Below are 21,545 nucleotides of genomic sequence, written 5' to 3' on the forward strand. Positions count from 1 at the left end.
AGAGAGACGTTGGTGAACGACCAGCAAACCCACGCCGGGTATGTCGGAAACGACGATTACTCCGCCGGCAGCCCCACCGGTACTTTTGCCGTCGACCCGCTTTTCGGCGATATGCCGGGCGGATACACGACCCAGCCGCACGAAGCCCACCAAGCAGGACACAGCGGAGAGTGCAACGCCACTCAGTGGGACGCGGGCTCCCCGGACACCGGTTCCCACGGAACTCTCGGATACGGCACGCCGTACCAGCCGACCGGCCAGTGGCCAGTCCAGCCACAGGGACAGGCACAGGCACCGGCACCGGCACCGGCACCGGCACCGAGTTACGGCTATGCGACGCAGGTCGTCGACGGTCATGACACGGCCGGGTACGACACCACGGGCCAGTGGGACGCCCGTGCCTGGAACTCCAACGCCGGGAAAATCACCGGCCAGTTCGAGAATGCCGACGCCACCCAGCAGTGGCTCGCACAGCCCGATGGCGCCGCCCCGTACGACACCGGTACGTACGACACACACCTCTACAACACCGGCACATACAGCACCGGCGCGTACGGCACCGACACCGGCGCCCATGACGCCACCGCCTGGAACTCCGCCGGTGAGGCGACTCCCCACGCCACCCAGCAGTTCGCCGCCGTCGATCTCCCGGATGTCACCCAGCCGGAACACACCGCTGAATTCCCGGTGTTCGCCGACCGCGACGGACTGGCCGAGTTCAGTGAGCCCGAGCTGCTGCCGGACGGGTCCGACTACCCAGACGAAACACACGGCACAGGCGACACAGACAACACAGCTGGTTCCTCCTCGGACGGCACCGCTCCCACCGCGTCGCACCCGGCCCCCCACCCGGGATCCCACCCCGCCGCGCGCCGTGCCTCGGGTGGCCGGGGCGGGCGTCGCCGTACACCTGCCAAGCGTTCCGCGCTGCTGACCATTGCCGTCCCCTCCGTCTGTGTGATGGGGGTGGCCGGAGTTGCCGCTGCGAGCGTCGGAGGGATCGGGGAGAGCGGCAAGGACAGCGACACGGCCACGCAGGCCGCCGCCGATCCGTCGTCCGTCAAGCCGGTGGCCGCCAACAGCAAGCTGGACAGCCAGCTCGCCGATCTCAGCCACGAGGCCGACGACTTCGCCGACCGCGCCAGCCGTACGCAGGAGCGCATCGACCTGAAGCAGCGGCAGGCCACAGCGAAGAAGAAGGCCGAGGAGGAAGCCGCGCGCAAGGAAGCGGCCCGGCCGAAGTTCGTCCTGCCGGTGAAACAGAAGGGGCTCAGCGCCTACTTCGGCCAGGCCGGGGCCAACTGGATGTCCGTCCACACCGGTATCGACTTCCCCGTCTCCTACGGAACGCCCGTCATGGCCGCCACCGACGGAACCGTCCGTACGCAGTGGAACAGCGCCTACGGCAACATGGCCATGGTGACGTCGCCCGACGGCACCGAGACCTGGTACTGCCACCTCAGCAGCACCAAGATCCGCTCGGGCTCCGTCAAGGCGGGCCAGGTCATCGCGTACTCCGGGGACTCCGGGAACTCGACCGGGCCGCACATGCACTTCGAAGTACGGCCCCACAGCGGCGCGGCCATCGACCCGCTGCCGTGGCTCCGCAGCCACGGCCTCGACCCGACGTAGACGACGTAACCGACGTAACCGACCGACAGGCGTAGCCGGCGTGAACCGGCGTGAACCGGCGTGAACCGGCGTGAACCGGCGTGAACCGGCGTAGCCGATGTGAACCGGCCGGGGCGCCTACAGCTTCTCGACCGGTGCGTAGCGCAGCAGCAGCTTCTTCGGGCGTTCGTCGCCAAAGTCCACCGTGACCTGGGCATCCGCGCCCGACCCCGTCACCTGCATTACCGTTCCCAGGCCGAACTGGTCGTGCGTGACGCGGTCCCCCACGTTCAGCGTGATCACCGGCTTGTCGCCGGCCCGCCGCGTCGCGAATCCCGAAGCTCCGCCGGAGCCCGCACGTGAACGCGAAGAGGACAGCGAGGACGACAGCGACGAGGTGATCCCCGACGTCGGGCCCGCCGGGGCCGCCATCGCGCCCAGGCGCTTCCACTCCAGGTGCTGGGCGGGAATCTCCTCAAGGAAGCGTGAGGCGGGGTTGTACGAAGGCTGGCCCCATGCGCTGCGCAGCGTCGAGCGCGTCAGATACAGCCGCTCGCGGGCGCGCGTGATCCCCACGTACGCCAGCCGCCGCTCCTCCTCCAGCTCCTTGACCTGCCCGAGCGCACGCATGTGCGGGAAGACGCCGTCCTCCATGCCGGTCAGGAACACCACGGGGAATTCGAGCCCCTTGGCCGTATGGAGCGTCATCAGGGTGATGACACCGGAGCCGTCCTCGTCCTCGTCGGGGATCTGGTCCGAGTCGGCGACCAGGGCGACCTTCTCCAGGAATTCGGCGAGCGTGCCCGTACCCTCCTCGTCGCCGCGCTCCTGCTCGAACTCCAGGGCGACAGCGGCGAGTTCCTGAAGGTTCTCGATACGCGTCTCGTCCTGCGGGTCGGTGGATGCCTGCAACTCCGCCAGATAGCCGGTCCGTTCGAAGACGGCCTCCAGCACCACGGCGGGCCCCGCGCCCGACTCGACGATGGTGCGCAACTCCTCCATCAGGACGTTGAACCGCTTCACCGCGTTGGCCGAGCGGGCCGCCATGCCGTACGCCTCGTCGACCCGGCGCAGCGCCTGCGGGAAACTGACCTTCTCCCGTTGCGCGAGTGCGTCGATCATCGCCTCCGCACGGTCGCCGATACCGCGCTTGGGCACGTTGAGGATCCGGCGGAGCGGGACGGTGTCCTCGGGATTGGCCAGGACCCGCAGATAAGCCAGCACATCGCGGACCTCCTTGCGCTCGTAGAACCGCACCCCGCCGACGACCTTGTACGGCAGGCCGACCCGGATGAAGATCTCCTCGAAGACACGGGACTGGGCGTTCGTCCGGTAGAAGACGGCGACATCGCCGGCCTTCGCGTCGCCCGCGTCGGTCAGCCGGTCGATCTCGTCGGCGACGAACTGCGCCTCGTCGTGCTCGGTGTCCGCGACATAGCCAATGATCTTCGCGCCCTCGCCGGCCTCGGTCCAGAGGTTCTTGGCGCGGCGGTTCTCGTTGCGCTCGATCACCGCGTTGGCGGCGGAGAGGATCGTCTGGGTGGAGCGGTAGTTCTGCTCCAGGAGGATCGTCGTCGCGTCCGGGTAGTCCTCCTCGAACTGGAGGATGTTACGGATCGTGGCCCCGCGGAACGCGTAGATGGACTGGTCCGCGTCACCGACGACGCATAGTTCGCCCGGCGCCCTGCCCTCGCCCGACGGGCCGACCAGTTCGCGTACCAGCGTGTACTGGGCGTGGTTGGTGTCCTGGTACTCGTCGACCAGGACGTGCCGGAAGCGCATCCGGTAGTGCTCCGCGACGTCCGGGAACGCCTGGAGCAGATGGACCGTCGTCATGATGATGTCGTCGAAGTCCAGCGCGTTGGCCTCGCGCAGCCGCGCCTGGTAGAGCGCGTATGCCTCAGCGAGGGTCTTCTCAAAGCCTCCCCCAGACTCCGTCTGGGAGGTGCCCCCAGCCGCCTGCCCGGCGAAGGTCTCCTCGTCGATCAGCTCGTTCTTCAGGTTCGAGATCTTGGCGCTGAAGGACTTCGGCGGGAACTTCTTCGGGTCGAGGTCCAGATCGCGGCAGACCAGCGCCATCAGACGCTTGGAGTCGGCGGCGTCGTAGATCGAGAACGACGAGGTGAAGCCGAGCTTCTTCGACTCGCGGCGCAGGATCCGCACGCACGCGCTGTGGAAGGTCATGACCCACATCGCCTGGGCGCGCGGGCCTACCAGCTCCTCGACGCGCTCCTTCATCTCACCCGCGGCCTTGTTGGTGAAGGTGATCGCGAGGATCTGGCCGGGGTGCACCCCGCGCGAGCCGAGCAGATGCCCGATCCGGTGGGTCAGCACCCGGGTCTTGCCGGACCCGGCACCGGCCACGATGAGCAGCGGGGAACCGGCGTGCACGACGGCGGCGCGCTGCTCGGCGTTCAGCCCTTCGAGCAGCGCCGCGGGGTCCACGGCGGGGCGCGGGGCGCCGTCGCGGTAGTACCCGTCACGCCGGGGCGGCTCCCCTTCCGTGGCGGGCCACGCACCGGCGAAGAGGTCGTGCGGAACCTCCTCCGGGGGGTGGCTCCCTCCGGCGTGGCCGCCGGCGGAGTCCTCGGCGGGCGGCGGGGGCTCTTCCTCCGGGGGCTGGAGGTTCGCCAGGAAGCTGTCATCAAAGAGGCTGCTCATCGTTCACCGAGTCTAGGCCGAGCCAGTGACAGTCCGGGGCCGTACGTCCGACCGCCCTGGTCACCACGTGAGCGACCGGTCGGCCTGTGCATCCGCCCGGCCCCGTGCACCCGCCTGGCCCCGTGCGACCGGCTGCCCACCCGCTGCCCGTCCCGGGTCCGGGTCCGGGTCCGGGTCCGGGTCCGGGTCCGGGTCCGGGTCCGGGTCCGCGACAAGGTCACGAAAATGTATCGGGCATATCGAACATCAGTCTTCCCACCCGTCACAGGAGTTGGCTATCTTGCTCGCTCAGGACCGCACGTACCCCCCTCGGCGAACCGCGCCGGAGCGAGCGGTCCGCGCCGAGTCCGCTCTGCCGTACGACGTGCGATGCGATGCGATGTGTGACGTACGACGCGTGGCAGATGGAGCCGGGACCCACCAAGCACCACCGGGGTGAATCGGTCCGCACCACCCAGCATCCCCCCCATCCACAGACACGGACCGTAGGGCGGCCTTCCGGACGAGCCCGAACCCTCCCCCAGGGCCTGAACTGCCTGGGAGGGGCCCCCACCGCCAACCCGGTAGGCGGTCCACGGAAGGAATTGCCTGTCTTGGCAACGCACAGAAAACCGCGTTCCCGCGTGCGCAATACCGCTCCCGCCGTCGGTATCACCACTGCGGCCCTCGCTTCTGTCTCGCTGTTCGCCCAGGGCGCCGGTGCCGCACCGGCGCCCACCGCGAAGGCGAAGCCGAGCATCGCAGAGGTGCAGAAGAAGGTCGACGGGCTCTACCGCCAGGCCGGCACCGCCACCCAGCAGTACAACCAGGCCCAAGAGGCCACGGCCACCCAGCGCAAGACGGTCGACACCCTCCTCGACCAGGTCGCGGAGCGCACCGCGAAGCTGAACGACTCCCGCCGCACCCTCGGCAACTACGCCGCGGCCCAGTACCGCGAGGGCACCCTCTCCACCACCGCCACCCTGCTCCTCGCCGACAACCCCCAGTCGTACTTCGACCAGGACGAGCTGATGAAGCGGCTCGGCGACCGCCAGGAGAAGGCCGTCTCGGACTACCGGGCTCAGCAGCGGTCGGCGGCCAGGAAGCGCGGCGAGGCGGCGCGCAGCCTGGAGGGTCTGACCGCGTCACAGGCGGCGCTGAAGACGAGCAAGGAGTCCGTCCAGTCGAAACTCGCCGAGGCGCGCGGGCTGCTCTCCGAGCTGACGTCCGAGGAGAAGGCGCGGCTCGCGGCGCTGGAGAAGAAGAAGGAAGCCGAGGCCAAGCGCAAGGCCGAGAAGCTGGCGCAGGAGCAGGCCGCGGCGGAGAAGAAGCGCGAGGCGGCGGAGAAGACGAAGGGCAGCGGGAGCGGGAGCGGCACCGGTACGAGCACCGGCTCCGGCTCCGGCTCCGGCTCCGGCTCCGGTACGTCGTCGAGCAAGGCCGCCGCAGCCCTGGCGTTCGCCCGCGCGCAGATCGGCAAGCCGTACGTCTGGGGCGCCACCGGGCCCAGCTCCTATGACTGCTCGGGTCTCACCCAGGCCGCCTGGAAGGCCGCGGGCGTCAATCTCCCGCGGACCACCTGGGACCAGGTGAAGACCGGCACCCGGGTCGCGACGAAGGATCTGCGCCCCGGTGATCTGGTGTTCTTCTACGACGACATCAGCCACGTCGGGATGTACATAGGCAACGGGATGATGATCCACGCCCCGCACCCCGGCGCGTACGTGCGCGAGGAGTCGATCTACTACATGCCGATCTACGGCAGTGTGCGGCCCGGATAACAACAGGTCTCGGCAGGTCTCAGCACGCCTCAGCAGGTCTCAGCAGGTCAGCGGGGGCGGAGCGGATCAGGTCCGCTCCGTTCCCTGGACCGGACCGCGGCGGACCGCCCGCACGAGCCGCCGCTCAGGTCCGCAGCACCCACGCTCAGATCCAGAGACACCGCGCTCAGCTCCCCAGCACCCGCACTCAGGTCCAGAGCACCGCGATGAAGATATTGACGACCGTCAGGCCGCCGACCGCCCCGAAGAGGCCCTTCTCGATCCGCTCGTCGTCACGCTTCACATAGACGAGGCCCAGGATCACCACCAGGACCGCCAGCTTGATCCCGATCTTGACGGTGTTGATGGTGTTCCCCTGGGCCTGGTTCAGGCCGACCAGCGCCACACCGGTCACCAGCATCGTCAGCGCGCCGTGCAGCATCGCGGGCCCGAACCGGGCGTCGCCGGTGCGCATCGCCTTCATCTGTGTCAGGAAGCCGCCGAGCAGTGCGGCGATACCGATGATGTGCAGACCGACGAAGGCATTGATGAGTACGTCCATGGGATTCGACCTTAGCCACCGCCTCCCGGGCCCCTCCCACCGGTGGTCCCCACCGGCTCCCGCAGCGCACCCCCTCCTTTCCCGCAGCCCACCCCCGCTGCGCGAACCTGGAATCGGGCCCGCGCACCCCAAGAACCAGTCCCATACGGTCATCGGCGGCCACATAGAGCGGACACAAAGCAACGCAGCAGCCAGATTCGACCACTATGTCCCATGAGGTCTCGGTCCCATAACCCCAGGTTTAGCGTTCTTGCTCAGGTGACCGGCTCCCCACCGCCTCCCGTAACCGGGCGGCCGTCGGTCATCACCGCCGAGAGATCCGGCGGCGGCCCGCTCCCCCTGTGCGGGCCGCCGCCGGACACGTATCCGCTCCGCTCCCTCCCCGAATACGGAAAGGGCCTGCGGATACGGCACGGCGGACACGGCCAGTACGTACGGAAGGACGTGAACGCCCTCGTGGCCGCTCACCGAAAGCCCAGGCAGCGCCCGCTCACCGGCCCCGCGGCCCGGACCGCCGCGACGCTCACCCTCGCCGGAGCCGCCTCCGCCACCGCCTTCCAGGGCGTCGGCCACGCGGCACCGCGCCTCACACCCGCACAGGTCAAGACCCAGGTCGACAAGCTGTACCAGGAGGCGGAGACCGCCACCGAGAACTACGACGGGGCCAAGGAGAAGGCCGCGGCGTCGGAGAAGTCACTGCGCTCCCTGCGCGACCAGGCCGCCCGCCGGACGGAGCAGCTCAACACGGCGCGCTCCGCGCTCGGTTCGACGGCTTCGGCCCAGTACCGCGACGGCTCCATCGACCCGTCGCTACAGGTGTTCCTCTCCTCAAGCCCGGCACAGTACCTGGACCGGGCCGCTTACGTGGAGCGCGTCGGCGACCAGCAGGCCGCCGAGGTCACCGGGGTGCGCCGGCAGATCGGGCAACTCTCCCAGCTGCGCTCCGAGGCGGACACCACCCTCAGCGGGCTACGGACCCAGCAGGCGGTCCTGAAGAAGCAGAAGACCACCGTGCAGAGCAAGATCCGCGCGGCCGAGGCACTGCTCTCCCGGCTGTCGGCGCCCGAGCGCTCGCAGTACGAGTCCCAGGGCGCCGGCAGGTCCGCCACCCCGCAGGCCGCCGACCGGTCGGCCGTGCGCGGCCCGGTCACCGCCCCCGATCCCCGGGCGGCGCGGGCGGTCGCCTTCGCCTACAGCGCGCTCGGCAAGCCCTACGTCTGGGGGGCCACGGGACCCTCGTCCTTCGACTGTTCGGGCCTGACCCAGGCCGCGTACCGCTCGGCGGGGGTTTCACTCCCGCGCACCACGTACACCCAGATCAACTCCGGACAACGGGTGAACCGCTCCGAACTGGCCCCCGGCGACCTGGTGTTCTTCTTCTCCGGGATCAGCCACGTCGGCATCTACGTGGGCAACGGCATGATGATCCACGCCCCGCACCCCGGCGCCCCGGTCAGGCTCGCGCCGATCGGTCAGATGCCCTTCGCCGGTGCGACGCGGCCGGTGGCGGGCACCTGACCGATCGGCGCACCTGAGCGGACCCCCGGTCTGAACTGAGCACTCAGCCAGGTGAAGACGTCAGGCACCTGCTTGCTCCAGACCGCCAGACTGTGTCCGCCCGTCACTGGGATGACCTGCACCGATGTCGGCGGCTTGGCGGCGGCGCGCAGGGCCAGACCGTCCCGGTAACCGTCGTGCGGCGCACCGGAGATGAAGAGCGAGACGCGCGGCGGGGTCTTGGCATGGCGCAGGATCCACAGCGGGTTGTTCGTACGCCGCAGCATGGGGTCCTTGGCGGTGATGGAGGCGCGCTCGGCCGCCGGATCGTTGTACCCGGAGAGCCCGGCCGCCGCGCGGTACCGGTCGGGGTGCGCCAGCGCGAGCTTCACCGCGCAGTGCGCCCCCGCCGAGTAGCCCGCGACCGCCCACCCGGCAGCTCCGTGCTTCGCCCGGAAGGTGTCGGTCACCATGCGCGGCACGTCAACGCTCAGCCAGGTGTCCGCGTTGATCACCCCGGTCACATTGGCGCAGCCGGTGTCCTGGCTGCCCAGGAGTGAGGTGCGCGGCGACACCAGGATGAACGGTGCGACCTCACCCCGCTTCATCATCGGCGCCAGCTGCTTCTCGGCACCGAGACTGGAGAACCAGGCCTTCGCCGTGCCGGGGAACCCGGAGAGCAGCTCGACCACCGGGAAGGAGTGGTGGCGGTAGGCGGGTTCGTTGTACTGGGGCGGCAGCCAGACGTACACCTCGCCGCGTACCCCCGACACCTGCCCGGTCAGCACCGTGCTGCGCACGCCGTGCCCCATGCGCGGGTCGGCCACCGGCTTGAACACGGCCCGCTGATGCGGTTCGGAGGCCAACTGCCGCCCGCCCAGGCCGTCGGCGCCGAGATCGGGCGCGGCGACCACGTGATTGCCGGTGCCGAGCAGGTCGGCCCAGTTGTCGTACAGGCCGTTGCTGTTGTTCACCGCCACGAAGACGACCAGCACCGCGGTCGCCTGCGCGAACAGCACCATCACCAGCCGGGCCGCACCGCGTACGGCCGCGGGGCCGGCGACGCGCCCCCACAGCAGCAGGGGCAGCAGCACCGCGACACCCATCATGGCGATCGCGGTGAGGAAGAACGGGGTTCCCGTCAGGCTCATCACGTGGGGAAAGATGCCCTATTGGCGCCGGGGGTTACCTGTTTTGCACCCTTTTTACGTCGTCACGTACGGCAATGGCTCAACACGTACGGTATACGGTCATTCTCTGCCTGGCGCTGGCCGACTCTGCCCGTACCTGCCCATACCCGTACGCACCCACCGCGCCGGTCGACGCGGGCGCGAGAAGGGGCGGGTGGCGTGATTGCCCGCCCTCCGGTGCCGTGCTTAAATTAGATATCACTTTGATTAACCGTAGACATCAGAGTTGAACAGGGGCCAACCCGCCCACGAGGGAGAACGCCATGACTGGAACACCCGGACAGGACCCCGCGCCCACCGGCAGGCCTGCGACAGGCAACGCCATGACCACAGCGGCCGGGCTGGAGGCGGACGCCCCTGACATGCCGGCCCCGCATGTGCACGAGACCCAGGCGCACGGCATCGCGGGCGGTGCCGCGCTGCTGCTGACCCTGTTCGGCGCGGTGGTGGGGCTGGCACTGCTCGTCGGCGGGGGTATTGCCGTCGACGGCCTGGGCGTCACCCTGGTCGTGGTGGGCATCGTCGTACTGCTCGGCTCCCTGTTCTGCATGACCGGCGTGAAGATGGTCGCTCCGGGCGAGGCCCGGGTCATCCAGCTGTTCGGCCGGTACGTGGGCACGATCCGCCAGGACGGGCTGCGCTGGGTGAATCCGCTGACCAGCGCCCGGAAGATCTCCACCCGGGTGCGGAACAACGAGACGCCGGTCATGAAGGTCAACGACGCCTACGGCAACCCGATCGAGCTCGCGGCGGTCGTGGTGTGGAAGGTCGAGGACACCGCGCAGGCGCTGTTCGAGGTGGACGACTACCGCAAGTTCGTCGCGACCCAGACCGAGTCGGCGGTCCGGCACATCGCCATCGAGTACCCGTACGACGCACACGACGACGACGCGCTGTCCCTGCGGGGCAACGCGGACGAGATCACCGAGAAGCTCTCGCTGGAGCTGACCGCACGGGTCCGGGCCGCCGGGGTCCGGATCATCGAGTCCCGGTTCAGCCACCTCGCGTACGCACCGGAGATCGCCTCGGCGATGCTCCAGCGCCAGCAGGCCGGGGCGGTCGTGGCGGCCCGTCAGCAGATCGTCGAGGGGGCGGTCGGTATGGTCGAGCAGGCCCTGGTCCGGATCAGCGAACAGGGCATCGTGGAACTGGACGAGGAGCGGAAGGCCACCATGGTCAGCAACTTGATGGTGGTGCTGTGCGGTGACCGCGCCGTCCAGCCGGTCCTGAACACCGGTTCGCTCTACCAGTGAGCGCGAAGGGGCCCGTGAATGCAGAGGGGCCCTTGAGTGCGAGAGGGCCCGTGAACGCGGAAAGGCCCGTGAGTGAGAGGAGGGGCGGCCGGTGAGCGAGGAGAGCGCCGGCGCCCCTGATCCTTCCGGCCCGGCACCGCGGCGGGCGGCCAGGGCTCGCAAGCAGGTGCTGCTGCGGCTGGACCCGTCCGTGCACGACGCGCTGGCTCGCTGGGCGGCGGACGAACTCCGCAGTACCAACGCCCAGATCGAGTTCCTGCTCCGAAAGGCCCTCTCCGACGCCGGACGGCTGCCGCGCGACGCGGGCGCACTCCCCCGCCGCGGCAGGCCCCCGAATCCGGACCGCGGCGACGGGGCGGGCTGAACCGGTCGAACCGTCAGACAGAGCTGCCGGACCGGGCTGCTGGACAGAGCTGCCGGACCGAGCTGCTGGACACAACCGTTCTGACAGAACCGTCAGACCAGCCGGCGCGCCGTCGCCCACCGGGTCAGTTCATGGCGGTTCGACAGCTGGAGCTTGCGCAGCACCGCCGAGACGTGCGACTCGACCGTCTTCACCGAGATGAAGAGCTGTTTGGCGATCTCCTTGTACGCGTATCCGCGTGCGATGAGGCGCAGCACCTCCCGCTCGCGCTGCGTCAGCCGGTCCATGTCCTCGTCCACGGGCGGTGCGTCCGTGGAGGCGAAGGCGTCGAGGACGAACCCCGCGAGACGGGGCGAGAAGACCGCGTCGCCGTCCTGCACCCGGAAGATCGAGTCGACCAGGTCGGTGCCGGTGATCGTCTTGGTGACGTAACCGCGGGCGCCGCCCCTGATGACACCGATCACGTCCTCCGCGGCATCCGACACGGACAGGGCGAGGAAGCGGACCGGGTTCTCCGTGTCGGACATCAGCGCGGCCGAGCGGCGCAGCACTTCGACGCCGCCGCCGCCCGGCAGATGGACGTCGAGGAGGACGACCTCGGGGCGGGTGGCCTTGATGACGGTGACCGCCTGATCGACGTCGGCCGCTTCGCCGACGACCTCGACACCCGTCGACTCGGTGCGGCCGATCTCCGCCTGCACCCCCGTACGGAACATCCGGTGGTCGTCCACGAGGACGACCCGGACCCTGCGGTCGGTGGGCGCGGTTCGGTCGGTGGGCGCGGTGCGCTCGGTTCGGTCAGTGGGCGCGGTTCGGTCGGTGGGCGCGGTGCGCTCGGTTCGGTCGGTGGGCTCGGTCATGCTCGCTCCATCTCCAGTTCCACTACGGTGCCGCCGTCGGGAGCGGAACGCAGGCTTGCCGTACCGCCGTTGCGCTGCATACGGCCGATGATCGATTCTCTGACGCCCATCCGGTCCCCGGGCACCGCGTCCAGATCGAACCCGGGCCCCCGGTCCCGTACCGACACGAAGACCGTACGGCCTTCGACTTCCGCGTACACCTGTACGGCCCCGCCCTCGCCACCGTACTTGGCCGCGTTGACCATGGCCTCGCGTGCCGCTTGCATCTGCGCCGCCAGCTTCTCGTCCAGCGGGCAGTCCCCGACGACCACCACTTCGAGCGGCACCCCGTGCTGGTCCTCGACCTCGGCTGCGGACTGCTTGACGGCTTCGGCGAGGGTCTCGGGTTCGTCGTCCTTGTCCTTGCCCGTGCCCTCGGGCCGGTAGAGCCAGGCGCGCAGTTCGCGCTCCTGGGCGCGGGCCAGCCTGCGGACCTCGCCCGGTTCTTCGGCGTTGCGCTGAATCAGGGTGAGCGTGTGCAGCACCGAGTCGTGAACGTGGGCCGCGACCTCCGCGCGCTCCTGGGCGCGGATGCGCATCAGCCGCTCCTGGGAGAGGTCCTGGGTCATCCGGATGAGCCAGGGGCCCACCAGCAGGGCGATTCCGGCGACCACGGCGAGTGCGGCGGTCAGGACGTTGCCGAGCTGCGCCGACGAGCCGCGGATCACGATGAACGCGGCGAGCCCGGCGCCGACCAGCACGACACCCGCCAGCGCACGGCCCAGCGGGAGCAGCCTGCTGCTGCGGCCGACCTCCGCCCAGTGCGCGCGCCGTGTGTTGTCCGCCTGGCGCCAGACGAGGACGACACCGGCGCCGATGAGCAGGACGGGCCAGATGTACGGGCTGGCGTCGCCGCCGATGTCCACGTTCCCGATGAAGGCCGCCACGCCGATGATCAGCGCGATGAGGGCGACGATCTGGCCCCGGTCGGGCTTGCGCAGTCTGCGGCGGCCGTCCGGGGACTCCTCGAACGGCGACTGCACGCCGTGCTGCTCGACCCCGCCCGCGCCGAGCGGCACGACGAACCAGAACGCCGCGTACAGCAGTGCCCCCAGTCCCTCCAGGGCGAAGAGCGCGATGAACGCGGCCCGCACCCAGGAGACGGGCACCCCGAGGTGTCCGGCGAGCCCGCGCGCGACGCCGCCCAGCATCCGCCCTTCGGCGCTGCGGTACAGCTTGCGCGGCGCGGGCTCGTCCGGGGTTTCGGATGCGGCACCTGCGGCGCGGGGCGGGGCGACTGGCATGGATCGATCGTCACATGGACGGACCGCCGCGGGCATCAGGGAAAACCCCCTGGTTCCGGGGGCCGAAATCAGGGATCGGCCAGGGTCGTCGCGGTCCCCGGCCGCGGGGGACGACCGTCACCATGGGGGTATGACAACCCCGCCGCCGCAGAACGAGCCGCGACCGCACCTGCGGCGCCACCGGAGCAACAGGTTGGTCGCCGGGGTCTGCGGAGGTCTCGGCAGGCACTTCGACCTGGATCCGGTGATCTTCCGCGTCGTTCTCGGTGTCCTGGCGGTGACCGGTGGTATCGGGCTGATCTTCTACGGGTTCGCCTGGCTGCTGATCCCGCTGGAGGGCGAGGACGAGAACGAGGCGCGCAGACTGCTGACCGGCCGGGTCGAGGGCGCGTCCATGGCCGCGGTGCTCTTCGCGCTGGGCGGCTGCGGGCTGTTCCTGTCGATGCTGCACTACCTGTCGGTGCTGGTCTTCTCCGCGCTGCTCTCGCTGGCCACCGCGGGCTCCGCGGTCTGGTCGGAGCGGCGCCGGCTCGCCACCCCCGAGCCGCCGGAGCCCGCTGCCGGGCAGCGGCAGCCCGCGCAGAAGCCCGCCGGGCAGAAAGTGGCGGACGCGCCACCGGAGACGAAGGCCCCGCCGGCGCCGGGCGGCCCGTCCTGGTGGCGGGACCCGATCATCAAGGACGGCACCACCGGACCGGTCGGCTCCGGCTATCTCTGGGGCCCGTCGGACACCACACCGGATCCGCCGCCGTCCCGCAGGTCGGCACGGTCCGCCCCGGCCGCGAGCCGGGGGCCGCGCGGGATCGGCGGCCGGCTGTTCCTGCTCGCCCTGGTCGCTGCCGCACTCGGTACGGGGCTCTCCCGGCACAGCCAGCCGGTCGCCACGAGCCTGCAGATCGGACTGGCCTGCGCGCTCGCCGTCTTCGGGCTCGGCATCCTGCTCAGCTCGTTCGCCGGGCGTACGGGATCCGGCACGATCTTCCTGGTGGTGCTCACGACGGCACTGCTGGTGGGCGCGAGCGCCCTGCCGAAGACCGTCACCACGCACTGGGTGCGTACGGGGTGGCAGCCCGCTTCGGTGTCGGCGGTGCACCCCCGGTACGAAGTGGGTACGGGGGTCGGCACGCTGAACCTCCGGCGTCTGAGCGTTCCGCCGGGCACGTCCGTCCGTACCCATGTGGAGGTCGGCGCGGGCCGGGTGTCGGTCGTCGTACCGAAGAACGTGACGGTGCGGCTCCATGCCGAGGTGGGGCTCGGCGACATCCAGCTGCCCGGTGAGAACCAGAAGGACATCGATATTTCGCCGGCCCGGGAGAGAACGGTGACGCTCGCCCCGCAGAGCGGCGGCAAGGCCGGAGGCACGGTCGACCTCCACCTGGAGGTCGGCCTGGGACAGGCGGAGGTGACCCGTGCACGGTGACGGAGCAGGGACGGGCGGAACCGGTCCCTGGGAATCACGATGGGACGGGGCACCGGCGGGCGGGGCGCAGCCTGACGGAGCGCGGCCCGATGGACTGTGGCCCGGCGGGGCGCGGCCCGACGGACCGCAGCCCGATGGGGCGCATCCGGCCGGCCCGTCGCGCGGTCGGACGCACCACGCGTTCCTGCACGAGTTCCGGCCGGGAAAGGCGGTCGCGGGTCTGGTGCTGCTGGGCATCGCAGCCGTCTACCTCGGCGACGCGGGTGGCCTCTGGCGGACACCGCCACCGGCCGCGCTGCCGATGCTCGCCGCCGGGCTCGTACTGGCGGGGATCGCCAGCACCATCGGTTACGGCATTCGGCGGCGGTCGGCCCGGAGGGCGTCCACCGAGAGCAGCGGCGACCCGGCGAGCAGGAGCGGCAGCCAGGCCATGAGGTAGGCGAGGTCGTTGCCGTAGTAGTACGGGGTGGACTGCCAGCTCATGGTCAGCCACAGGCTCAGCGAGATCAGGGCGCCGCCGAGCGCCGCGACCCGGCCGTACAGCCCCAGCAAGGTGCCGATACCGACGGCTAGTTCACCGATGGCGATCGCGTAGCCGAAGCCGGCCGGGCTCTTCAGGGCCAGGTCCACGAGCGCCGGGAAAGCGGCGGAGCCGCGTACGGAGTGCATGAGCTCGCCGATGGAACCGGTGCCGGTCGCGTGCAGGAAGGCGGAGTCGGTGAGCTTGTCGATACCGGCGTAGAGGAAGGTGCCGCCGAGGAAGATCCGCAGCGGCAGCAGCGAGTACCGACGGGCGGTGTCCTTCCAGCCACCGTTCCGGCTCCGCACACTGCCGCCGAGTCCGATGGGTGTGCCCGTCCGGTATCCCTGAACCATGGCCTGGTCCTGCCTCTCCGATTGCCCCGTGGCGCGTGCCGGTGTGGCGGACGCAGTCACGATTTTGCGTCCTGCGGCGACGCGCCCTGCGGACGGGGTGCCCCTGCCGGGGGTGCCTCTGCCGGGGGCTCACGTCGCGCGGGCCGGTTCGCGGGGCGGGCAGGGCTCACGTCTCACACGTCAGGTTCGCCGGGCGCAGGACGCGAGGCGGTCGGCGAGCGCCGTGACGAGGTCGCGAAGTTCGTCGGGGCGCTCGATGACGAACGGCCGGTCGAGCGAGGCCAGTACCGGTGGCAACCAGTCCAGCCGCTCCACCCGCAGCTCGACACGCAGCCACCCCTCGGCCGCCGGCCCCGCTCCAGCGCCCGCACCGGGCTCGCCCGCGCCGGACCCGGCCCTGGACGCGGACTCGGCCGCGGACCCGGACGCGGACTCGGCCCCAGCCCCAGCCCCAGCCCCAGCCCCAGCCCCAGGATCAGGATCAGGATCAGGACCGAACTCAGCCTCCGTCACGCTCGCGACGGAGGCGGGAAGGCGGGCGCGGATCTGGTCGACGGTCCCGTGGATCCGCAGGACCACCTCGTACCGGTAATCGGCCGTGGCGAACCCCGACAGCACGCGCTGTGCCGGATCAGGTCCGGCGGGCTCGTCGAACGAACCGGGCAGGGTCCTCGCGTCCGCGATGCGGTCGAGCCGGAAGGTCCGCTCCTCGCCGATCACGGGGTCCGCGCCCGTGACGTACCACCGGCCCGAGTGGGCGACGATCCCGTAGGGATGCAGCGGCCGCTCGCTGCGCCGGCCGTCACGGTCGGTGTACCTGATCGAGACCGGCCGCCGGTGGCGCACCGCATCGGCGACGGTGAGCAGGACATCGGCGTCCGGGGTGGCGAACTCGCCGGGCGACGTCGTGAACGCGAGGGATTCCAGGACCGTGTCGAGCCTGCGGGCCAGGGGCGCGGGAAGCACTCTGCGGATCTTGGCCGCTGCCGTCTCGCTCGCCGTGTCCGCCGTCGTCGTCAGCCCCGCCCGGCGGCCGGCGACCAGGCCGAGCAGCACGGCGAGCGCCTCGTCGTCGCTGAGCATGAGGGGAGGCAGCCGGTACCCGGAGGCGAGACGGTACCCGCCGTACCGGCCTCGTACCGCCTCCACGGGCAGGTCGAGGTCGACCAGCTGGTCCACGTACCGCCGCACGGTGCGCCCGTCGACGCCGAGCCGGTCGGCGAGTTCGGCCACCGTCCGGAGGCCGCCCGACTGCAGCAGTTCCAGGAGCGTCAGCACCCGCGCGGTAGGTCGAGACATGGTGCGGAGCCTAGCCCGCATACCGGACCGATTCTGTCCTCTATTGGTCCTAGCCTTCGGAGCAAGCACACCACCACAGCTCGTCAACCAGGGAGAACACCATGGACTTCGTCTCGGTCCGCATCATCACCGGCGACGTGGCGCGCCTCGTCGAGTTCTACGAGAAGGCCACCGGGTTGCAGGCGGCCTGGGCCACCGAGGACTTCGCCGAGCTGCGCACCGCCCACGCCACCCTTGCGATCGCGAGCACGCGCACCGTTCCGCTGTTCGCCCCGGGTTCGGCCCGCCCGGCGGACAACCACAGCGTGATCACCGAGTTCCTCGTCGACGACGTGGACCGCGTGCACCGGAACCTCGGCGGCCTGGTGGCCGACTTCGTCACCGAGCCCACCACGATGCCCTGGGGCAACCGGTCACTGCTCTTCCGCGACCCCGACGGCAACCTGGTCAACTTCTTCACCCCGGTGACCCCGGCCGCCATCGAGAAGTTCGCCCGCTGACGCGGACACAGCCACACCGGGCCGACCCGGCCAGGCACCAAGCGCTGAGCGCCCTTGGTCCATCAGTCCGTCACGTCGATCTCGCACGCCGCCGTCTCCACTCCGGCCGCCGTCACCACGCGTACCTCCACCCGGCCCGGCTCGACCTCCACCGGTACGGGCACCGTGAGCACCGTGTCCGACGGGTTGGCGAAACCGCCCGGCACCGGGACCAGCGGCACATGGACGTGCACCGTGCCGATCCGCACCACCATCCGGGCCAGCCGGTCCGGGGTCCCCGCCCCCGGCGGTACGAAGCCCGCACCCCGGATCTCGATGTCGTCGCCGGTACGGACCGGGGCATCCAGGTCCCCGGCCTCCCGCGACCGGACCACCGAGAGCACCACCGGCCTGCCGCCCTCCGCGTACTTGCCTGCGAAGTACGTCGCCGCCGAGACCACCACCAGGAGCGCCAGCCCCCACGGGAGGTCGGGCAGCTGGTCGGGGCGGCGGGCCAGACGTACGGCGGCGAACAGCGCCGCGGCCGAGCTGACCAGGACGTACTGCACGTCCGCGAAGCTGCCGCGCCCCGAGTCGTCGGTGAGCAGATCGGCGGCGCGGGGGCGGTCGGCGCGCACCTTCTGGAGCTTCTGCGCCAGGACCCGCAGCGCGACCACGCGCCGCACCACCACCGCCACGGCGCAGACCAGCGCGAGCACGGTCACCACGCCCGCGCCCCGGGCCAGGCCGAGTCCGGCGATCAGGGCGTCGCGCTTGCCGTGGCCGGACGCCCCGGCCAGCTGGAGCGAGAGCACCAGGACGGAGAAGACGACCAGCAGCACCCACGTCCCGGCGACCGCGCGGGAGGTGGAGAGCCGGTTGTCCTCGCCGATCACGGGGGCCAGCAGTCCGCCGCGCGCCCGGTGGGTGCGGGCGGCTCCGGTCAGCAGTGCGGCGGTGAGCACCGCAGCGATCAGCCCGGCGGTACGGGCCGTGCTCCAGCCCGCACCGATCGCGGTCACCGCCTCGACGAGCAGGAGGACCACCGCGCTCCCCCACACCACCAGCAGTGTCCGCACCCACACCTGCTGGAACCAGGCTTCACCGGCCTCCCGGCCGCGTTCGGCCACCGCACGTGCCGACTCCGTCAGTTCGTCGGAGACCCACTGCCGCGACGCACCTGCCGAGTGGGCGACGCCGGCGGGCAGTCCCTCACCGGCCGCCAGCCCGTCCCGCTGGGCGAGGAACGCGGCAACGGCACGCCGGTGCCCCTCACGTGCGCCGTGCGGGCAGTCCTGGCAGGTGCACCCGCCGCCGTGCGCTCCGGCGTGCGGACCGTCGCCCTGTCTTGCTTCCTGTACCGCCACGCAGAACGCCGCCCTTTTCCCGCCCCGTTGACTTCCCTGCACACCCTTGAACTTCCTTGCAGTTCAAGGGGATTGTGTCGCACTCGCGGAGCGGCACGGGCAGCAGGTCAGGTCAGGCAGGGTGATTGACAGCACGTCAGGTTGACGGACGTCGACAGAAGGCACGGGGAAGCGCTCGTACGGGTGCCGTTCACGCCTCCGCGCCGGGTCCGGTTCCGCTGATCTGCCGCCACAGCGGCTGGTAGTTGATCCAGGCCACCAGGTCGCTGCCCAGCTGCTCCCGGGTGGCGACCGCGTTCCTGTGGTCGATCAGTACGGGCTTCCCGGCGGCCCGCGCGGCGAGCTGGACCTGACAGGAGCGCTCCAGGGTGATGAACCACCAGGCCGCCGCGTCGACCGAGTCGCCCACGGTGAGCAGCCCGTGGTTGCGGAGGATGACCGCCTTGCGGTCGCCGAGCGCGGCGGCGATCCTGCGGCCCTCCTCCTCGTCCACGACGACGCCGGTGTAGGAGTCGTAGAGCGCGAGGTCCTCGTAGAAGGCGCAGGCCTCCTGCGTGATGGGGTCCAGGAGTTCGCCCAGCGTGGACAGCGCCCGCCCGTGCAGCGAGTGGCTGTGCGCGACCGCGACGACGGCGGGCCTGGCCCGGTGCACCTGGGCGTGTACGGCGAAGGCGGCCTGGTTGACGTGGTGGCGGCCCTGGACGACCTGCCCGTCGCCGTTGACCAGGATCAGATCGTCCGCCGCCAGTTCCGCCAGCGGCGCCCCGAAGGGGTTCACCCAGTAGCAGTCGGGATATCCGGGGTCGCGGGCGGTGATGTGGCCCGAGACGCCGTCCTCGTACCCGTACCGCGCGAAGAGCCGCAGCGCCCCCGCGAGCCGCGCCTTGCGGTACTGCCGCTCCTCCGCCAGGGTCTCGTGGACCGGCGGCATCGCGAACCGGAGCTGATCGACCGGTACGGGCTCGGGCGCGGCGGCCGGTCCGGCGACGGGAGCGGAGTCGGCGTAGGGAGCAGACATGGGAACAGAGGTGGGAAAAGGGGTGGGAACAGAGCCGGGGGCAGAGGCCGGTATCGGGGCTGGCATCTCAGTCATGGCCGGAAGCTACCGCGCGTTACCGCAGGTGAACAGAGTCATGCGGTGAACGAATCATGCCCGCCGGATGAGTGCCTCCGGCAGGGCTCCCACGACGCTCCGACAGCGGTGCTACAGCGAAGCGCCGCTGCACCGGATGTCCGGTACAGCGGCGCTCGTTCAGCTGCGGAGACGGAGCCGGGGCCCGGCGGCGGCCGGGCCTACTCCCACTCGCCTACTCCCACTCGATGGTGCCCGGGGGCTTGCTCGTCACATCGAGCACCACACGGTTCACATCGGCGACCTCGTTGGTGATGCGGGTCGAGATCTTCCCCAGCACCTCGTACGGCAGACGAGTCCAGTCCGCCGTCATGGCGTCCTCGGACGAGACGGGCCGCAGCACGATCGGGTGGCCGTAGGTGCGGCCGTCGCCCTGGACGCCGACCGACCGGACGTCCGCGAGCAGCACCACGGGGCACTGCCAGATTTCGCGGTCCAGACCGGCCGCCGTGAGTTCCTCACGCGCGATGGCGTCGGCCTCGCGCAGCAGGTCGAGCCGCTCCTTGGTGACCTCTCCGACGATACGGATACCGAGGCCCGGGCCGGGGAAGGGCTGGCGCTGGACGATCTCGTCCGGCAGGCCGAGCTCCTGGCCCACCATCCGGACCTCGTCCTTGAAGAGCTGGCGCAACGGCTCGACCAGCTTGAACTCGATGTCGTCGGGGAGTCCGCCCACATTGTGGTGGGACTTGATGTTGGCGGTGCCGGTGCCGCCGCCGGACTCGACGACGTCCGGGTACAGCGTGCCCTGCACCAGGAACGCGACGTCCTCGCCCGCGTCGGCGATGATCTCGGCCTGGGCCTGCTCGAAGACCCGGATGAACTCACGCCCGATGATCTTCCGCTTCTCCTCGGGGTCGGAGACGCCCTTGAGCGCGGTCAGGAAGCGGTCCTCGGCGTCGACCACCTTGAGCTGGACACCCGTGGCGGCGACGAAGTCCTTCTCGACCTGCTCCGTCTCACCCTTGCGCATCAGCCCGTGGTCGACGTACACGCAGGTCAGCTGGGAGCCGATGGCCTTCTGCACCAGGGCGGCCGCGACGGCGGAGTCGACGCCGCCGGAGAGCCCGCAGATCGCGCGCTTGGTGCCGACCTGCTCGCGGATCAGGGCGACCTGCTCGTCCACGACATTCGTCGTGGTCCAGGACGGTTCGATGCCCGCGCCCCGGTAGAGGAAGTGCTCAAGGACCTGCTGGCCGTACGTGGAGTGCAGCACCTCGGGGTGGTACTGGACGCCGTACAGCTTCTTCTCGTCGTTCTCGAAGGCCGCGACCGGTACGACGTCGGTGGACGCGGTGACCGTGAACCCCTCGGGGGCGGCCGAGCAGGCGTCGCCGTGCGACATCCACACGGACTGCTCGGCCGGGGTGCCCTCGAAGAGCGTGGAAGCCGGCTTGGAGACGCTGAGCGCGGTCCTGCCGTACTCCCGGGCGCCGTTGTCGTCGACCGTGCCGCCGAGGGTGGTCGCCATGAGCTGGAATCCGTAGCACATGCCGAAGACGGGGACCCCGGCCTCGAAGAGCGCCCGGTCGAGGATGGGCGCGCCCGGCGCGTACACGGACGACGGGCCGCCCGAGAGGATGATCGCCTTCGGGTTCTTCGCCAGCATCTCGGCCACCGGCATGGTGGACGGCACGATCTCGCTGTAGACCCGCGCCTCACGGACGCGACGGGCGATGAGCTGGGCGTACTGCGCGCCGAAGTCGACTACGAGGACGACCTCGGGGGCGGCGGGGGGTGCTGCTGGCACGGGGCGGCCTTCCGGCGGGAAAGGAGGGGTCTTGTATGTCGATTCTAACGGGGCTGGGGGAACCGGCTTGTCTCTCCCTCCGAAGGCCGTCCATACTGGCCCCATGCATCAGCAGCTGACCTTCGTCTTTACCTATGGCACCGGCCCGTCCGGCTGCCATGGTCGTGCTGCTTGATCATCCACTGATCAGTACTTCCCCAGG

The 21,545-nt window shown here is 70.5% G+C and carries 17 protein-coding genes; 7 read left to right on the plus strand and 10 right to left on the minus strand.

The window, feature by feature from the left end; all coding sequences use genetic code 11:
* Positions 1-12: 12 nt before the first annotated feature.
* A complete protein-coding gene (locus tag OG385_RS11015) occupies positions 13-1,632 on the plus strand; it encodes a M23 family metallopeptidase (RefSeq protein WP_266854142.1) in 1,620 nt (539 codons plus the stop codon).
* A 117-nt stretch (positions 1,633-1,749) separates the two neighbouring features.
* Here OG385_RS11015 and pcrA read toward each other — a convergent pair whose 3' ends face one another.
* Positions 1,750-4,272, minus strand: a complete 2,523-nt coding sequence (gene pcrA, locus OG385_RS11020; protein WP_266854144.1) for a DNA helicase PcrA — start codon at positions 4,270-4,272, stop codon at positions 1,750-1,752.
* A gap of 584 nt (positions 4,273-4,856) precedes the next feature.
* On the opposite strand from pcrA, the gene OG385_RS11025 reads away from it, so the two are divergent.
* Positions 4,857-6,032 carry an NlpC/P60 family protein gene (locus OG385_RS11025; protein WP_266854146.1) on the plus strand — a complete coding sequence of 392 codons (1,176 nt, stop codon included), beginning with the start codon at positions 4,857-4,859 and terminating at the stop codon, positions 6,030-6,032.
* 187 nt (positions 6,033-6,219) lie between these two features.
* Here the strand turns inward: OG385_RS11025 and OG385_RS11030 are convergent, their stop codons facing one another.
* Positions 6,220-6,573 carry a hypothetical protein gene (locus tag OG385_RS11030; RefSeq protein WP_266854148.1) on the minus strand — a complete coding sequence of 118 codons (354 nt, stop codon included), beginning with the start codon at positions 6,571-6,573 and terminating at the stop codon, positions 6,220-6,222.
* A gap of 456 nt (positions 6,574-7,029) precedes the next feature.
* On the opposite strand from OG385_RS11030, the gene OG385_RS11035 reads away from it, so the two are divergent.
* Positions 7,030-8,091: a C40 family peptidase gene (locus OG385_RS11035; protein WP_266854150.1), complete on the plus strand. Its 1,062-nt coding sequence runs from the start codon at positions 7,030-7,032 to the stop codon at positions 8,089-8,091.
* On the opposite strand, the gene OG385_RS11040 is transcribed toward OG385_RS11035, so the two are convergent.
* Complete coding sequence (locus tag OG385_RS11040; protein WP_266854152.1) at positions 8,046-9,221, minus strand: esterase family protein; 1,176 nt, start codon at positions 9,219-9,221, stop codon at positions 8,046-8,048. The genes OG385_RS11035 and OG385_RS11040 overlap by 46 nt on opposite strands.
* 362 nt (positions 9,222-9,583) lie before the next feature.
* Here OG385_RS11040 and OG385_RS11045 point away from each other — a divergent pair, with 362 nt between their 5' ends.
* Positions 9,584-10,513: an SPFH domain-containing protein gene (locus tag OG385_RS11045; protein WP_266860763.1), complete on the plus strand. Its 930-nt coding sequence runs from the start codon at positions 9,584-9,586 to the stop codon at positions 10,511-10,513.
* Between the two features lie 91 nt (positions 10,514-10,604).
* Complete coding sequence (locus tag OG385_RS11050) at positions 10,605-10,877, plus strand: hypothetical protein (protein ID WP_266854154.1); 273 nt, start codon at positions 10,605-10,607, stop codon at positions 10,875-10,877.
* 92 nt (positions 10,878-10,969) lie between these two features.
* Here the strand turns inward: OG385_RS11050 and OG385_RS11055 are convergent, their stop codons facing one another.
* Together OG385_RS11055 and OG385_RS11060 are read right to left on the minus strand one after the other, a co-directional pair.
* Positions 10,970-11,737, minus strand: a complete 768-nt coding sequence (locus OG385_RS11055; RefSeq protein WP_266854156.1) for a response regulator transcription factor — start codon at positions 11,735-11,737, stop codon at positions 10,970-10,972.
* Positions 11,734-13,020, minus strand: coding sequence for an ATP-binding protein (locus tag OG385_RS11060; RefSeq protein ID WP_266854158.1), 1,287 nt, complete (start codon positions 13,018-13,020; stop codon positions 11,734-11,736). The genes OG385_RS11055 and OG385_RS11060 overlap by 4 nt, the downstream gene beginning before the upstream one ends.
* A 130-nt stretch (positions 13,021-13,150) precedes the next feature.
* On the opposite strand from OG385_RS11060, the gene OG385_RS11065 reads away from it, so the two are divergent.
* Complete coding sequence (locus tag OG385_RS11065; RefSeq protein ID WP_266854160.1) at positions 13,151-14,440, plus strand: PspC domain-containing protein; 1,290 nt, start codon at positions 13,151-13,153, stop codon at positions 14,438-14,440.
* Between the two features lie 348 nt (positions 14,441-14,788).
* Here the strand turns inward: OG385_RS11065 and OG385_RS11075 are convergent, their stop codons facing one another.
* Complete coding sequence (locus OG385_RS11075; protein ID WP_266854162.1) at positions 14,789-15,316, minus strand: DoxX family protein; 528 nt, start codon at positions 15,314-15,316, stop codon at positions 14,789-14,791.
* A 180-nt stretch (positions 15,317-15,496) separates the two neighbouring features.
* Positions 15,497-16,615: a YafY family protein gene (locus OG385_RS11080; protein WP_266854164.1), complete on the minus strand. Its 1,119-nt coding sequence runs from the start codon at positions 16,613-16,615 to the stop codon at positions 15,497-15,499.
* A 101-nt stretch (positions 16,616-16,716) separates the two neighbouring features.
* Here OG385_RS11080 and OG385_RS11085 point away from each other — a divergent pair, with 101 nt between their 5' ends.
* Entirely contained in the window at positions 16,717-17,115 is a 399-nt protein-coding gene (locus OG385_RS11085; RefSeq protein ID WP_266854166.1) for a VOC family protein, read from the plus strand.
* Between the two features lie 62 nt (positions 17,116-17,177).
* Here the strand turns inward: OG385_RS11085 and OG385_RS11090 are convergent, their stop codons facing one another.
* The 3 genes from OG385_RS11090 to guaA form a co-directional block, all read right to left on the minus strand.
* The gene (locus OG385_RS11090; RefSeq protein WP_266854168.1) at positions 17,178-18,461 is read right to left on the minus strand and encodes a hypothetical protein; all 1,284 of its coding nucleotides are present in this window, start codon (positions 18,459-18,461) and stop codon (positions 17,178-17,180) included.
* Positions 18,462-18,651: 190 nt separating this feature from the next.
* Positions 18,652-19,479 (minus strand): class II aldolase/adducin family protein, encoded by an 828-nt coding sequence (locus OG385_RS11095; RefSeq protein ID WP_266854170.1) that lies wholly within the window; start codon positions 19,477-19,479, stop codon positions 18,652-18,654.
* 289 nt (positions 19,480-19,768) lie between these two features.
* On the minus strand, positions 19,769-21,343 hold the full coding sequence (gene guaA / locus OG385_RS11100) for a glutamine-hydrolyzing GMP synthase (protein WP_266854172.1): 1,575 nt from the start codon (positions 21,341-21,343) through the stop codon (positions 19,769-19,771).
* Positions 21,344-21,545 lie beyond the last annotated feature (202 nt).

Source organism: Streptomyces sp. NBC_01306 (assembly GCF_026340465.1).
In the GTDB taxonomy this organism is placed as follows: domain Bacteria; phylum Actinomycetota; class Actinomycetes; order Streptomycetales; family Streptomycetaceae; genus Streptomyces.

Coding starts and splice junctions, on each gene's coding strand:
- OG385_RS11065 (WP_266854160.1), top strand. CDS start 13,151: ATGACAACCCCGCCGCCGCAGAACGAGCCGCGACCGCACCTGCGGCGC.
- OG385_RS11030 (WP_266854148.1), bottom strand. CDS start 6,573: ATGGACGTACTCATCAATGCCTTCGTCGGTCTGCACATCATCGGTATC.
- OG385_RS11080 (WP_266854164.1), bottom strand. CDS start 16,615: ATGTCTCGACCTACCGCGCGGGTGCTGACGCTCCTGGAACTGCTGCAG.
- OG385_RS11040 (WP_266854152.1), bottom strand. CDS start 9,221: ATGAGCCTGACGGGAACCCCGTTCTTCCTCACCGCGATCGCCATGATG.
- OG385_RS11055 (WP_266854156.1), bottom strand. CDS start 11,737: ATGACCGAGCCCACCGACCGAACCGAGCGCACCGCGCCCACCGACCGA.
- OG385_RS11095 (WP_266854170.1), bottom strand. CDS start 19,479: ATGTCTGCTCCCTACGCCGACTCCGCTCCCGTCGCCGGACCGGCCGCC.
- OG385_RS11085 (WP_266854166.1), top strand. CDS start 16,717: ATGGACTTCGTCTCGGTCCGCATCATCACCGGCGACGTGGCGCGCCTC.
- OG385_RS11060 (WP_266854158.1), bottom strand. CDS start 13,020: ATGCCAGTCGCCCCGCCCCGCGCCGCAGGTGCCGCATCCGAAACCCCG.
- pcrA (WP_266854144.1), bottom strand. CDS start 4,272: ATGAGCAGCCTCTTTGATGACAGCTTCCTGGCGAACCTCCAGCCCCCG.
- OG385_RS11045 (WP_266860763.1), top strand. CDS start 9,584: ATGACCACAGCGGCCGGGCTGGAGGCGGACGCCCCTGACATGCCGGCC.
- OG385_RS11075 (WP_266854162.1), bottom strand. CDS start 15,316: ATGGTTCAGGGATACCGGACGGGCACACCCATCGGACTCGGCGGCAGT.